Annotated in this window: 13 protein-coding genes and 2 pseudogenes; 11 read left to right on the top strand and 4 right to left on the bottom strand. The window is 68.1% G+C overall.

The features are described from left to right. Positions 1–4: 4 nt before the first annotated feature. The 8 genes and pseudogenes from ACFJGX_RS10795 (at position 5) to ACFJGX_RS10760 (ending at position 6,777) form a co-directional block, all read left to right on the top strand. On the top strand, positions 5–910 hold the full coding sequence (locus ACFJGX_RS10795) for an SMP-30/gluconolactonase/LRE family protein (protein WP_382321419.1): 906 nt from the start codon (positions 5–7) through the stop codon (positions 908–910). A 76-nt stretch (positions 911–986) separates the two neighbouring features. Then, the gene (locus ACFJGX_RS10790) at positions 987–1,949 is read left to right on the top strand and encodes a TRAP transporter substrate-binding protein (RefSeq protein WP_382321422.1); all 963 of its coding nucleotides are present in this window, start codon (positions 987–989) and stop codon (positions 1,947–1,949) included. Between the two features lie 72 nt (positions 1,950–2,021). Then, positions 2,022–2,510: a TRAP transporter small permease gene (locus tag ACFJGX_RS10785; RefSeq protein ID WP_382321425.1), complete on the top strand. Its 489-nt coding sequence runs from the start codon at positions 2,022–2,024 to the stop codon at positions 2,508–2,510. Continuing rightward, positions 2,501–3,791, top strand: a pseudogene (locus ACFJGX_RS10780) (TRAP transporter large permease). The gene ACFJGX_RS10785 and the pseudogene ACFJGX_RS10780 overlap by 10 nt, the downstream one beginning before the upstream one ends. A 22-nt stretch (positions 3,792–3,813) precedes the next feature. Then, the gene (locus tag ACFJGX_RS10775) at positions 3,814–4,785 is read left to right on the top strand and encodes a Bug family tripartite tricarboxylate transporter substrate binding protein (protein ID WP_382321427.1); all 972 of its coding nucleotides are present in this window, start codon (positions 3,814–3,816) and stop codon (positions 4,783–4,785) included. Between the two features lie 8 nt (positions 4,786–4,793). After that, positions 4,794–5,705: a 5-dehydro-4-deoxyglucarate dehydratase gene (gene kdgD / locus ACFJGX_RS10770; RefSeq protein ID WP_382321429.1), complete on the top strand. Its 912-nt coding sequence runs from the start codon at positions 4,794–4,796 to the stop codon at positions 5,703–5,705. A gap of 108 nt (positions 5,706–5,813) precedes the next feature. Next, on the top strand, positions 5,814–6,440 hold the full coding sequence (locus tag ACFJGX_RS10765) for a hypothetical protein (RefSeq protein ID WP_382328365.1): 627 nt from the start codon (positions 5,814–5,816) through the stop codon (positions 6,438–6,440). Further along, on the top strand, positions 6,370–6,777 hold the full coding sequence (locus ACFJGX_RS10760) for a hypothetical protein (protein WP_382328667.1): 408 nt from the start codon (positions 6,370–6,372) through the stop codon (positions 6,775–6,777). The genes ACFJGX_RS10765 and ACFJGX_RS10760 overlap by 71 nt, the downstream gene beginning before the upstream one ends. On the opposite strand, the gene ACFJGX_RS10755 is transcribed toward ACFJGX_RS10760, so the two are convergent. Both ACFJGX_RS10755 and ACFJGX_RS10750 read right to left on the bottom strand, forming a co-directional pair. Then, entirely contained in the window at positions 6,767–7,255 is a 489-nt protein-coding gene (locus ACFJGX_RS10755) for a hypothetical protein (protein WP_382321433.1), read from the bottom strand. The genes ACFJGX_RS10760 and ACFJGX_RS10755 overlap by 11 nt on opposite strands. A gap of 64 nt (positions 7,256–7,319) precedes the next feature. Then, positions 7,320–8,198 carry an NUDIX hydrolase gene (locus ACFJGX_RS10750; RefSeq protein ID WP_382321435.1) on the bottom strand — a complete coding sequence of 293 codons (879 nt, stop codon included), beginning with the start codon at positions 8,196–8,198 and terminating at the stop codon, positions 7,320–7,322. 189 nt (positions 8,199–8,387) lie between these two features. Here ACFJGX_RS10750 and rpoH point away from each other — a divergent pair, with 189 nt between their 5' ends. From rpoH to ACFJGX_RS10735, 3 genes are all read left to right on the top strand, one after another. Then, complete coding sequence (gene rpoH / locus ACFJGX_RS10745; protein ID WP_382328363.1) at positions 8,388–9,335, top strand: RNA polymerase sigma factor RpoH; 948 nt, start codon at positions 8,388–8,390, stop codon at positions 9,333–9,335. Positions 9,336–9,460: 125 nt separating this feature from the next. Further along, positions 9,461–10,282, top strand: coding sequence for a 7TM-DISM domain-containing protein (locus ACFJGX_RS10740; RefSeq protein ID WP_382328361.1), 822 nt, complete (start codon positions 9,461–9,463; stop codon positions 10,280–10,282). Then, positions 10,201–11,232 (top strand): 7TM diverse intracellular signaling domain-containing protein, encoded by a 1,032-nt coding sequence (locus ACFJGX_RS10735; RefSeq protein ID WP_382321439.1) that lies wholly within the window; start codon positions 10,201–10,203, stop codon positions 11,230–11,232. The genes ACFJGX_RS10740 and ACFJGX_RS10735 overlap by 82 nt, the downstream gene beginning before the upstream one ends. Here the strand turns inward: ACFJGX_RS10735 and lysS are convergent, their stop codons facing one another. Both lysS and ACFJGX_RS10725 read right to left on the bottom strand, forming a co-directional pair. After that, positions 11,233–12,798, bottom strand: a complete 1,566-nt coding sequence (lysS, locus tag ACFJGX_RS10730) for a lysine--tRNA ligase (protein ID WP_382321441.1) — start codon at positions 12,796–12,798, stop codon at positions 11,233–11,235. Between the two features lie 76 nt (positions 12,799–12,874). Beyond that, positions 12,875–13,590, bottom strand: a pseudogene (locus ACFJGX_RS10725) (ABC transporter ATP-binding protein). Between the last annotated feature and the right edge of the window lie 7 nt (positions 13,591–13,597).

Raw genomic sequence — 13,597 nt, 5'->3', positions numbered from 1 at the left:
CACCATGACCACGCAGGCCGAACTGGTGCTCGACGCGCGCAACGGCGTGGGCGAGAGCCCGGTGTGGGACGCGCAGCGCCAATCCCTGTTCTGGCTGGACATTCCCGGCCGCGCGCTCTGGTGCTGGAACGCGGCCACCGGGCAATCGCGCCAGTGGGCCACGCCCGAGATGGCCGGTTGCATGGCGTTGGCCGCCGGCAGCGAAGCGACGCCGCACGGCCGCTGGGTGGCCGCCATGGAAACCGGCGTGGCGGTGCTCACGCCGCAGGACGACGGCACGCTCACCCAGGAAGCGCGCGCCCGCGTGCGGCACCCGCAGGGCGGCATGCGCTTCAACGACGGCCGCTGCGACCGCCAGGGCCGGCTGCGCGCCGGCACCATGGTGATGGACATGTCGCTGGCCGCGCCCGCGGGCAGCCTGTACGCCTTCGACGGCGCCGCGCTGCGCGCGCTGCAGGGCGGTTTCATCACGCCCAACGGCATGGCCTTCAGCCCCGATGGCAAGACCATGTACCTCTCGGACTCGCACCCCAGCGTGCAGACCATCTGGGCCTACGAGTACGACACCGACAGCGGCACGCCGCACCACCCGCGCGCCTGGGTCGACATGAAGGCCCTGCCCGGCCGGCCCGATGGCGCGGCGGTGGACGAAGACGGCGGCTACTGGATCTGCGGCAACGACGCCGGCCTGGTGCACCGCTTCACGCCCGACGGCCGGCTCGACCGATCGCTCGCCGTGCCGGTGAAGAAGCCCGCCATGTGCGCCTTCGGCGGCAGCGGGCTCGACACCTTGTTCGTCACCTCCATCCGGCCCGGTGGCGACCTGTCCGACCAACCGCTGGCGGGCGGCGTGTTCGCGCTGCGCCCCGGCGTGCGCGGGCTGCCCGAACCCACCTGCACGATTTTCTGAGCCCTGCATTCCCACAAGAGGCCCCCAGGCCCAAGCCCCTGTTTTCAACCACCCAACCGAAAGCGCTGAGGACGACATGAACATCAAACCCCTCCTGACCATCGTGGCCGCCTGTGCCGCCCTCGCGGCCCAGGCCACCGAGTTCCGCTCGGCCGACACGCACAACGCCGACGACTACCCCACCGTGGCCGCCGTGAAACACATGAGCGAGCTGCTGGAGAAGAAGAGCGGCGGCAAGCACAAGATCAAGGTCTTCAACAAGCAGGCACTGGGCAGCGAGAAGGAAACGATCGACCAGGTGAAGATCGGCGCGCTGGACTTCACGCGCGTCAACGTGGGCCCGATGAACGCCATCTGCCCGCTGACCCAGGTGCCGACCATGCCCTTCCTGTTCAGCTCCATCGCGCACATGCGCAAGTCGCTGGACGGCCCGGTGGGCGACGAGATCCTCAAGAGCTGCGAGTCGGCCGGCTTCATCGGCCTGGCCTTCTACGACAGCGGCGCGCGCTCCATCTACGCCAAGAAGCCGATCAAGACCGTGGCCGATGCCAAGGGCCTGAAGATCCGCGTGCAGCAGTCCGACCTGTGGGTCGCGCTGGTCAGCGCCATGGGCGCCAACGCCACGCCCATGCCGTATGGCGAGGTCTACACCGGCCTGAAGACCGGCCTGATCGACGCCGCCGAGAACAACATCCCCTCGTTCGACACCGCCAAGCACGTCGAGGCCGTGAAGATCTATTCCAAGACCGAGCACTCGATGGCGCCCGAGATCCTGGTGATGTCCAAGGTGGTCTACGACAAGCTGCCCAAGGCCGAGCAGGACATGATCCGCGCCGCCGCCAAGGAGTCGGTCGCGTTCGAGCGCCAGAAGTGGGACGAGCAGGAAGCCAAGTCGCTCGCCAACGTGAAGGCCGCCGGCGCCGAGATCGTCGAGGTCGACAAGAAGTCCTTCCAGGCCGTGATGGGCCCGGTGTACGAGAAGTTCATGACCACGCCGGACATGAAGCGCCTGGTCAAGGCGATCCAGGACACCAAGTAAACGGCGTCCTCTTTTTCCATCCCTCTCCTCCAGCCCTCGTCCGCTCCGGCGGGCGGGGGAGCAAGGTTTCCCATGTTCACCAAATTGTGTGCCGGCTTGTCCAAGCTGTGCCTGATGCTGGCCGTGGCCGGGCTGATCGCGGTCGTCCTGTGCGTGCAGTGGCAGGTGATCGGCCGCTACGTCTTCAACGACACGCCCACCTGGGCCGAGGCCCTGGCGATGCTGCTGGTGCTCTTCGTCACCGCCTTCGGCCTGGCCGTGGGCGTGCGCGACGCGGGCCACATCGGCCTGGAATCGCTGGTGAGCCTGCTGCCCCTGCGCTGGCAGCGCCGCATCGAGTACGTGATCCACGCCCTGGTGGCGGTCTTCGGCGCGCTCATGGTGCAGAGCGGCTGGCTGTGGATGACCGCCAAGTGGGGCGAGAAGAAACCCATGCTGCCGGTGCCCGACGGCATCGACTACCTGCCCATCGTGATCGCCGGCGCGCTCATCGTGCTGTTCTCGATCGAACACATCGTCGCGCTGATCCGCGGCACCCTCGTGGAGCCCGCATGGAACTGACTGTCCTGGGGTTGAGCTTCACCCTGTTCCTGATCCTCGGCGTGCCGGTGGCCTTCGCCATCGGCCTGTCCTCGGTCGCCACCATCCTCGTGGCCGGCCTGCCGGTGGCGGTGGTGTTCCAGAAGATGGTCGGCGGCATGCAGGTGTTCAGCTTCCTGGCGATCCCCTTCTTCGTGTTCGCCGGTGAGCTGATGCTGTACGGCGGCATCGCCGACCGCATCGTGCGCTTCGCCAACAGCCTGGTGGGCCACGTGCGCGGCGGCCTGGGCATGAGCAACGTGGTGGGCTGCACGCTGTTCGGCGGCGTGGCCGGCTCGCCGCTGGCCGACGTCTCGGCCATCGGCTCGGTGATGATCCCGCTGATGAAGAAGGAGGGCTACGACGCGGACTACGCGGTCAACGTCACCACCCACGCCTCGCTGGTCGGCGCCATCATGCCGACCTCGCACAACATGATCATCTTCACGCTGCGCAGCCTCGGGCATCGCCTCGGTGAGCGTGCTCAGCCTGATCCTGGCCGGCCTGATCCCGGCGCTGATCCTCACGATCTGCAACCTGGGCGCGGCCTACTACGTGGCCGTCAAGCGCGGTTACCCCACGCACGGCAAGTTCCCCGGCTGGGGCGAGGTGCTGCGCGCCTTCGGCGCCGCGCTGCCGGGCCTGCTGGTGATCGTGATCATCCTCGCCGGCATTCTCTCGGGCGCGTTCACCGCCACCGAGTCGGCCTCCATCGCGGTGGCCTGGGCATTGGCGATCACCGTGCTGGTGTATCGCACGCTGTCCTGGCACAACTTCCTGAAAGCCTGCGCCAAGGCCTGCAAGACCACCGGCGTGGTGCTGCTGCTGATCGGCATCTCGGCCGCCTTCGGCTACTTCATGGCGCTCTACGAAGTGCCGCAGCTCACCGGCGAACTCATGAAGTCGGTGTCGGACAAGCCCTGGGTGATCTTCCTCATGATCAACCTGCTGCTGTTCGTGCTCGGCACCTTCCTGGACATGGCGGCCACCATCCTGATCTGCACGCCGATCTTCATGCCGATCGCGATGCAGTTCGGCATGGACCCGACGCAGTTCGGCATCGTGATGCTGATCAACTGCGCGCTCGGTCTCAACACCCCGCCCGTGGGTTCGGTGCAGTTCGTGGGCTGCGCCATCGGCGGCATCTCGGTCGGCCAGGTGATGCGCACCATCGCACCGTTCTACGGCGCGCTGGGCATCTGCCTGATGCTGGTCACCTACGTGCCCGCGTTCTCGCTCTGGCTGCCCGGCCTCGTGAAGTAAACCCCTTCAAGGAGAGATCACCATGTCCATCAACCGCCGACAGCTGCTCGCCTCGTCCGCCGCGCTCGCCGTGACCGGCCTGCCCGCCGCGCACGCGCAGGGCTTTCCGAACAAGCCGCTGAAGATCATCGTGCCCTACCCGCCGGGCGGCTCCTCGGACATCATCGCGCGCGCCATCAGCCAGCCGCTGTCCGACAGCCTGGGGCAGCCGGTGATCGTGGAGAACCGGCCTGGCGCCAACGGCAACCTGGGGGCCGATCTGGTGGCGAAATCCGCGCCCGACGGCCACACCGTGCTGCTGTGCGACGTGGGCGCGCTGGCCATCAGCCCGGCGGTCTACACCAAGCTCTCGTTCGACCCGAGCAAGGACCTGCGCGGCGTGACCATGCTGGCGTACTCGCCGCACATGCTGGCCGTGCACCCCTCCGTCAAGGCCAACAACCTCAAGGAACTGGTGGCCCTGTCCAAGACCACCGACCTGAACTTCGCGGTGACGGCCGTGGGCAGCGCGCCGCACGTGGCCGGCGTGGCCGTGGAGCGCGCCACCGGCGCCAAGTGGACCTATGTGCCCTACAAGGGCGGCTCGCAGGCCGTGACCGACACGGTGGCCGGCCAGACCCAGGTCATCATGAACGGGATGCTGGCCACGCTGCCGCACGTGCAGAGCGGCCGGCTCAAGGTGCTGGGCATCTCCAAGAAGACGCGCATGCCGCTGGTGGGCGAGGTGCCGACGCTGGCCGAACAGGGCGTCAAGGACTTCGAGTCCGGCACCTGGCAGGGCGTGCTGGTGGCCAACGGCACACCGGCCGCGCTCATCGCGCGCCTGAACGCCGAGCTGATCAAGGCCATCCGCAGCCCCGACGTGCGCGCCCGCCTGACCGGCCAGGGCGCCGAGGTGGTGACCATGCAGTCGGCCGAGCAGGACCGCTTCTTCGACGCCGAACGCAAGCGCTGGGGCGCGGTCGTCGCCGAGGCCAACATCAAACTGGACTGAGCTGCCCCGTGAACCCCCAGGAACTCCAATCCATCGTCGGCAGCGGCCTGCTGTCCTTCCCCTTGACCGACTTCGATGCGCAGGGCGACTTCAACGCCCGAGGCTATGCCGAGCGCCTGGAGTGGCTCGCGCCCTATGGGGCCAGCGCGCTGTTCGCCGCGGGTGGCACCGGCGAGTACTTCTCGCTCTCGGGCGCCGAGTACAGCGAGGTGGTGGGCACCGCGGTGACCACCTGCCGCGGCAAGGTGCCCATCATCGCGGGCGCGGGCGGGCCCACCCGCACCGCCATCGCGCACGCGCAGGAGGCCGAGCGCCTGGGCGCGCACGGCGTGCTGCTGTTGCCGCACTACCTCACCGAAGCCAGCCAGGCCGGCCTGATCGCCCACGTGGAGCAGGTCTGCAAGAGCGTGGACTTCGGCGTGATCGTCTACAACCGCAACGTCTGCAAGCTCACGCCCGACTCGCTCGCCATCCTGGCCGGGCGCTGCCCCAACCTGATCGGCTTCAAGGACGGCATCGGGGACATCGAGCTCATGATGTCGATCTACCTGAAGATGGGCGATCGTTTCTCCTACCTGGGCGGCCTGCCCACGGCCGAGGTGTACGCGGCGGCCTACAAGGCGCTGGGCACCCCGGTGTACTCGTCGGCGGTGTTCAACTTCATCCCGAAGACGGCGATGGCCTTCTACGAGGCGGTGCGCCGCGACGACCACGCCACGCAGCACCGCCTGCTGAAGTCCTTCTTCATGCCCTACCTCGACATCCGCAACAAGGGCGCTGGCTACGCGGTGAGCATCGTGAAAGCCGGCGCTCAGATCGTGGGCCGCGGCGCCGGCCCGGTGCGCGCGCCGCTCACCGACCTGCAGCCCGCCGAGCGCGAGCGCCTGGGCGAGCTGATTCACGCGCTCGGCCCACAATAGGGCCGATGAACCCTGCCGCATTCCCTTATCTGCTCGACCCGGCGCGCTTCCAAGGCGAAGTGGACGGCCAGCCCACCGCCCTCTTCTTCCTGCGCAACGCGCGCGGGCATGGTGGTGGCGATCACCAACCTCGGGGCCAAGGTGCTGCAGATCGTCGTGCCCGACCGCTCGGGCGCGCTGGACGACGTGGCGCTGGGCTACGACCAGCTGGCCGACGTGATCACCGGCTCACCCTCCATGGGCGCTTTCGTGGGCCGCTACGCCGGGCGCATCGGCGGCGCGCGCTTCACCCTCGATGGGCACGAGCACCACCTCACGCCCAACGCGGGCGCGCACTGCATCCACGGCGGGCCGCGCGGCTCGCGCCACCGCGTGTTCGACGCCACGCAGACCGACGCCCAGACCCTGCAGCTGCACCACCGTTTTCTCACCGCCGAAGACGGTTTCCCTGGCACCCTGGACCTGCAGCTGACCTACCGGCTCGACGACGACAACGCGCTGGTGCTCGAACACACGGCCACCGCGCTCGACGCACCCGGCCCCGCGAGCTTCACCAGCCACATCTACTTCAACCTCGACGGTGTGGGCCAGGGCCAGCGCATCGACGGCCACGTGCTGCAGGTGCCCGGCTCGCGCGAGGTGCTGGCGCACCGGGGCCGACGGCATCGCCACGGGGCCCCAGGTCTCGCTCGACGGCCACCCGCAGGACCTGCGCACGGCTCAGGTGCTGGGTGATTTGCCCGACATCGACCTGAGCTACGTGCTGGAACCCCTGCCCACATCCGCCGCACGCCCGTGCGCGCAACTGCGCAGCGACACCAGCGGCCGCACCCTGGCCGTGTGGACCACCGAACCGCTGCTGCAGGTGTACACCGCCGGCCAGCTCGGGGTGGCGGAGCGCCCCGACCTCGGCAAGTGGGGCGTGCGGCACCGGCCCCGCTCGGCCGTCTGCCTGGAGCCCCAGCATTTTCCCAACGCCCCCAACTGCCCGGCGCTGCCGCAGAACACCGTGGCGCCCGGCCGGCCTTACCGCGCCACCACGGTCTATCGTTTCGGCACGGTCAACGATTGAACACCGGCTCCCGTCGGACGCACTCCGGCGGCTCGCCATAACCCGCTGAGCGCACCACGTTCTCCAGGGAGATCTCGACCTGGAACCAGCGGCAGAACGGGTTCACGAAGCGGTAGCTCCAGACCATGCCCCGCTCCCGCCCCAGCCCTTGCACCTCGCCCGGGCGCCCCAGCCTGGCGCGAACCTCGTCGGCGCTCATGCCGGGGTTGATCTGGGTGAAACGTGCCTCGGTCAGCACCTGCTCCGAGCGGACCACGCGGCCCGAGGCATCGAGGTCCACGAACCAGGTGTGCAAGCCATAAGGGCCACGGGGATATTCCAGCCGGGTGCCCCCGTCGATCTGGCGCGTGGTTTCCGGCGGACCCATCCGCGCCACGACCTGGTCGCGGTTCTGGCCGGCCATGTCGGCCGTCGGTCCGTAGCCGGCGCACGCGCTCAGGAAGGCCGCACCGATCAAACACCACAAGCGCAAACGCATGGACAGCTCCTGTTCGGTGGCTCAAGCCATTTCGATGGTTTTCAGGGAGGCGAGTTCCTGCCGTTCAGCCCAGCAGCGCGGCCAGGCCGTTCTCGGGCTCGAAGCGCTGGTTGCGGTGCAGCAGGCGCGTCGGGCCGGGCCAGACCCGGGTGGCGATGCTGTGCCTCGGGTCGCCGGGATAACAGATCACGCGCCGGCCGTCCTCGTCGAACGGCTCGGGCTCGATCAGCGAGGGCGGGCGGCTGCGCGCCGTGGCCAGCACCTGCGCCACGTCGGCCAGGCGGCTGAGCTCGCTCAGGCTCATGATCTGCGGCGGCGCCAGGTCGATCTCGCCGGCCCAGTAGCGCTCCAGGCCAGTGCGCGGCGAGAGCCACACGGCTTCCGTCGCTTCGTGGGCGCAGTGCTCCACCGTCTGGTCATCGGGTGCCACGGCCACGAAGAAGCGTGTGTCGAAGCGCTTGTTGGTCACCGAAGGCACGCGCGGCGTGACCCAGCGCGACCACGGCAGCACACACGCCGTGGGGATGGGCAGGCCCTGGGCCTGCAGGGCGGCAGCGAACGCGATGCCGGTGGCCGTCTGCTCGCGCACGGGCTGCACGTGCCTGGCGCCGTTCGCCTGGCCCAGCAGCAGGCCGCATTCCTCGAAGGTCTCGCGCAACGCCGCCACGTGCAGGCCCAGGGCCGTGTCCACATCCAGGCCGAGTTCGCCCAGCCCAGCGAGGCAGGTGGTGGCGGGGCGGTCCAGCGCCGCTGGGTCGGTCTGCCGGTCGGCCGCGTCCAGCTTGCCACCCGGGAAGACATGCACGCCACCGAGCACGCCCGAATTGCCGTGCCGGCGCACGAGCAGCACCTCCAGGCCAGCGGGCCCGTCGCGCACCACCATCACGGTGGCAGCGGCCACGGGCGGGGTGAGCACTTCGTCGGAATTGATGGCAATGGGCATGGACCGATTGTCGGTGCACGGGCCAAGGCCTGCAGTCGCCGTGGCGCAACCTCCAAAAATGAATACCTTTTTACGAACTGAATGGCAGTGAATGCAAAACCGCACCCGGCCAAGGGCAAGGAACTTCTGCTTTAGCACTCGCTCCTAGAGAGTGCTAATATTCTTAGCAGACACCTGAGGAGGGTTCACATGTCCCACACGCTTGCTCCTGTTGCCACCGCCACCACCGGCTCGATCGCCGTGGCGAATCCGTGGGCGCTCGTGCCGCCCCTGGGCAACCTGGACGCCTACATTTCCGCGGTCAACCGCCTGCCGCTGCTCACGCTGGAGCAGGAGCAGCAGGCCGCCCGCCGCCTGCGCGACGACAACGACCTGGACGCCGCCGGCCAGCTGGTGATGTCCCACCTGCGCCTGGTGGTGTCGATCTCGCGCCAGTACCTGGGCTACGGCCTGCCCCATGGCGACCTGATCCAGGAAGGCAATGTCGGCCTGATGAAGGCCGTCAAGCGCTTCGACCCCGACCAAGGCGTGCGCCTGGTGAGCTACGCCATGCACTGGATCAAGGCCGAGATCCACGAATACATCCTGAAGAACTGGCGCATGGTCAAGCTGGCCACCACCAAGGCCCAGCGCAAGCTGTTCTTCAACCTGCGCTCGCGCAAGCAGGGCTTCCGTGCCGATGCGGTCGATGGCGACACCCACCGCGAGGTGCTGTCCGACAGCGAAGTGGGCGTGATGGCCCGCGAACTCAACGTGAAACCCGAAGAAGTGCGCGAAATGGAAACGCGCCTCTCCGGCGGCGACGTGGTGCTGGACCCGGCCCCGGGCGACGACGGCGAAGACAGCTTCGGCCCCATCGCTTACCTTGCGGACGCCACCCACGAACCCACCGCGGTGCTCGAATCGGCCCAGCGCGATGCGCTGCGCACCGAAGGCGTGGCGCGCGCCATGAGCGAACTCGACGAACGCTCGCGCCGCATCGTGAGCGAGCGCTGGCTCAAGGTGAACGACGACGGTTCGGGCGGCATGACGCTGCACGAACTGGCGGCCGAGTACGGCGTGAGCGCCGAACGCGTGCGCCAGATCGAGGTGGCGGCCATGAAGAAGATGCGCAAGGCGCTGGCCGCTTACGCCTGATCCACGACCCCCATTGCCACCACGGCCCCGGCGGTTTCGCGACCCCGGGGCTTCTTTTTACGAACGGTGCCCGTCGCCGGACCTGCGTCACGCCCGGCCAATGTCACAGGCGACACAATCGGGGGATGTCTGACGTTTTGTGGAAGGGCGCGACGCCCGGGATCCGTCGCGCTCGCAGGCTGGCCGCCTGGCTGGCGCTGGCCTTCTTCTCCCTTTTTCCTGTCCTGCGCGGAGTGGCCGCCGAGCTGCCGCCTGTGGTGCTCGACGGCACACAACCCAGCGTGCCCCTGGCCCAGCGCAGCCTGTACTGGGTGGATACCGGCGGCCAGCTGACGGTGCAGGAGGTGGAAGCCCAACAGGACCAACTGCCGTTTGCGGTGCGCAGCGCCGAACACCGCCTCCTCCTTCCGGACGGCGGCGCGCTGTGGATTCGCTTCGATGCCCAGGCCCGCGACGACCATTCGCGCTGGGAGCTGGAACTGGCGCGCTCGGGCACCGACCGCATCAGCCTCTACCACCGGCTGTCCAATGGCGAATGGAAAGCGCAACACGCTGGCGACCGCCTCGCGGTGAGCCACTGGGCCTTTCCCGACCGCTACCCGGTGTTCTCGCTCGACCCCCGCACCGACGCTGTAGTGACCTACTGGGTGCGCATCGAACACGCTCGCGTGCCGTTCTCCGGCACGCTGCAGATTCACGACCACCACACCTTGCGCGAGCTGCGCATCCACCAGCAGTTTCTGCTGGGCGCCTACTTCGGCATGGCGTTGCTGCTCACCGCGACCGCGGTCGGCCAATGCGCTGGTGTTCCGGGACACCAGCTTTGCCGCCTATGCCATCTACATCACAGTCCTCGGGCTGCGCGATGGCCGCGTCGCTGGGTGTGGCCGGCCAGTTCCTCTGGCCGAACTCGGCGCAGTGGAACGGATTGGCCGAATTCGTGCTGATGCCGATGGCGGCGGTGTTCGGTCTGCTGTTTGTGCGGCAGGTGGTTCAACCCAGGCGCATCGGTCGCTGGCTGGACCGTTCCGCCCTGGCGCTGCCTGCGGTTCTGGCGGGCCTGATTCTGTGGGACACGCTGTACCCCACCCATGGCAGCCTGCAGGCCGTGACGGCCGCGTCCGCGGCCACGCTCGCGTTGGTCTACGCCATGCTCTGGGCGGCCTGGCGCACGGGGGACCGCTGGGTGCGCTGGATCGCGCTGGGCATGCTGCCGGTGCTGCTGGCCGGGGCGCTGCCGGTGATGCGCAACTTCGGCCTGATCTCATCGGGTTTCCTGTCGCAGTACGGCATGGTGATCGCCGCCGCCCTCGAGGCGCCCTTGCTGATCTACGGCCTGCTGCAACGCTCGTCCCTGCAGCACGAGGCCCAGGCCCGCGCCCGCGCACTGGCCCTGACCGAACCGCTCACCGGCCTCACGAACCGGCACAACTTCATGCTGCGGCTGCACGACAGCGTGGTGCGGGCCCAGCGCTACGGGCACCAGAGCGCGCTGCTGCTGATCGGCCTGGACAACCACGGTTGGTTTGCCGAGCAGCACGGCCGCGAGGTGGCCGACCGCGCGCTGGTGATCACCGGCTCGCTGCTGCGCTCGGTGGCGCGCGACGTGGACACGGCAAGCCGGGTCGACGACAGCACCCTGGCGCTGTTGATGGAAGGGCCGGTGCGCGAGGCGCAGGCCCTGGCCGCGGCCACCAGCATCGTCGCGGGCGGCCTGCGCCCTTCGGTGCAACTGCCCGTGGGCACCACGCTGAAGTTCAAGATCGTCGTGGCGCTGCTGCCCGATCCCACGCCCGAACTTCAGCAGGACGCCCAGGCGCACCTGGACTGGCTGCGCCAGGCGCTGGACGCCCTGCGCAAGGACCCGCGCAAGGCGATCCTGAAACTGAACTTCTGATCAGCCCTCGCGGCGCAGCGCGGGGAAGAGGATCACGTCGCGGATGCTGGGGCTGTCGGTCAGCAGCATCATCAGGCGGTCGATGCCGATGCCACAACCACCGGCGGGCGGCATGCCGTACTCCAGCGCGCGGATGTAGTCCGCGTCGTAGAACATGGCCTCCTCGTCACCCCCGTCCTTGGCCGAGGCCTGCGCCTGGAAGCGCGCGGCCTGGTCCTCCGCATCGTTGAGCTCGGAGAAGGCGTTGCCGAATTCGCGCCCGGTGATGTAGAGCTCGAAGCGCTCGGTGACCGCGGGGTTCGCGTCGTTGGCGCGCGCCAGCGGCGAGATCTCGGTCGGGTGGTCCATGATGAAGGTCGGGTTCCAGAGCTTGTCTTCGACCTTCTCTTCGAAGTACAGCACCTGCAGGCTCGGCAGGCTGCGGCTGGAGAGCTGGTGCTTCTCCTCGCTCAGGCCGAGCTTCTTGAGCTGCGCGAGCAGCCAGGCGGCATCGTCCACGCTGTCGCCCGCCTCGGTGTACTTGACGATGGCTTCGCGGATCGTCAGGCGTTCGAAGGGCGACAGGATGTCCACCGGCTGGCCCTGGTAGGTCAGCGGCTCGTCACCGCGCACCCGGCGCACCACGTGGCGAATGAGTTCCTCGTTGAAGTCCATCAGGTCCTGGTAGTTCCAGTACGCCGCGTAGAACTCCATCATGGTGAACTCGGGGTTGTGGCGGACGCTGATGCCTTCGTTGCGGAAGTTGCGGTTGATCTCGAACACACGGTCGAAACCGCCCACCAGCAGGCGCTTGAGGTAGAGCTCGGGCGCGATGCGCAGGAACATCTCCTGGTCCAGCGCGTTGTGGTGGGTCTTGAACGGCTTGGCGTTGGCACCGCCCGGGATCGGGTGCAGCATGGGCGTTTCCACCTCGAGGAAGCCGTGGCTCACCATGAAGTCGCGGATGCTCGCCAGGGCCTGGCTGCGCGCGACGAAACGCTTGCGGGCGGTTTCGTCGGTCATCAGGTCCACGTAGCGCTGGCGGTACTTGATTTCCTGGTCGGCGATGCCGTGGAACTTGTCGGGCAGCGGGCGCAGGCTCTTGGTGATCAGGCGGATGCGGTCGGCCTGGATGGTGAGTTCGCCGGTGCGCGTGCGCATGAGCACGCCCTCGACCGCGATGATGTCGCCCAGGTCCCAGTGCTTGAAGGCGCTGTGCTGCGCCTCGCCCACGCCGTCGTTGTTCAGGTAGATCTGGATGCGGCCGCCCGAGGGGCCGAAGGACGCGTCCTGCAGCGTGGCGAAGCTGGCCTTGCCCATCACGCGCTTGAGCATCATGCGCCCGGCCACGCTGGCGCGCACCGGCTCGGCTTCCAGCGCTTCCTTGGTGGTCTCGCCATAGCGGGCGAACAGGTCGGCAGCCTTGTCGGCGGGTTTGAAGTCGTTGGGAAACGCCACCCCCTGGCCCTGTTTCTGCGCCTCGCGCAGCGCCTTGAGCTTCTCGCGGCGTTCGGCGATGAGCTGGTTGTCGTCGTGCGCCGCAGGCGCACCGGTCTCGGCGGTGGGGGGGGTTTGGGCTTGGGTCATGAATGAAAAATGGGTTGGGCACCGAGGTGCGCAACCCATGATTGTAGTTTTCGGCCCGATCGGGGCCGAATTCTCGTTATTCGCCGAGGTAGGCGGCGCGCACCTTGGGGTCGTCGAGCATGTCGCGGCCCACGCCGGTCATGATGATTTCGCCCGAATCCATCACGTAGCCGCGGTCGGCGATCTGCAGCGCGCGGCGGGCGTTCTGCTCCACCAGCAGGATGGTCACGCCTTGGGCGGAGACGTCGCGCACGACCTCGAAGATCTTGTCCACCATGATGGGCGACAGGCCCATGGACGGCTCGTCGAGCAGCAGCACCTTGGGCTGACTCATGAGCGCGCGCGCCATGGCCAGCATCTGCTGCTCGCCACCGCTCATGGTGCCGGCCAGCTGGTCCTTGCGTTCGCGCAGGCGCGGGAAGATGCCGAACATCTTCTCGATGTCCTGCGCGATGCCGGCCTTGTCCTTGCGGATGTAGGCACCCATCTGCAGGTTCTCGGTGATGGTCATGCGGGTGAACACGCCACGGCCTTCCGGCACCATGCCAGGCCCTGCTTCACGAGATCCCAGGCGCCCTTGCCCTTGATGCTCTGGCCCAGGTACTCGATGTCGCCGGCCTCGTAGGCGAGCGAACCGGTGACGGCTTTCATGGTGGTGGTCTTGCCGGCGCCGTTGGAGCCGATGAGCGAGATCAGCTCGCCCTCGCGCACCTCGAGATCGATGCCCTTGACGGCCTTGATGCCGCCGTACGCGACCTTCAGACCGCTGACTTTGAGGAGTGTGTTTGCCATTTGCGTC

This window comes from Hydrogenophaga sp. UC242_50 (assembly GCF_042697355.1).
In the GTDB taxonomy this organism is placed as follows: domain Bacteria; phylum Pseudomonadota; class Gammaproteobacteria; order Burkholderiales; family Burkholderiaceae_C; genus Hydrogenophaga.
Note: the sequence above shows the minus strand (reverse complement) of the source record. Positions and strands in the feature narration are given on the sequence as shown.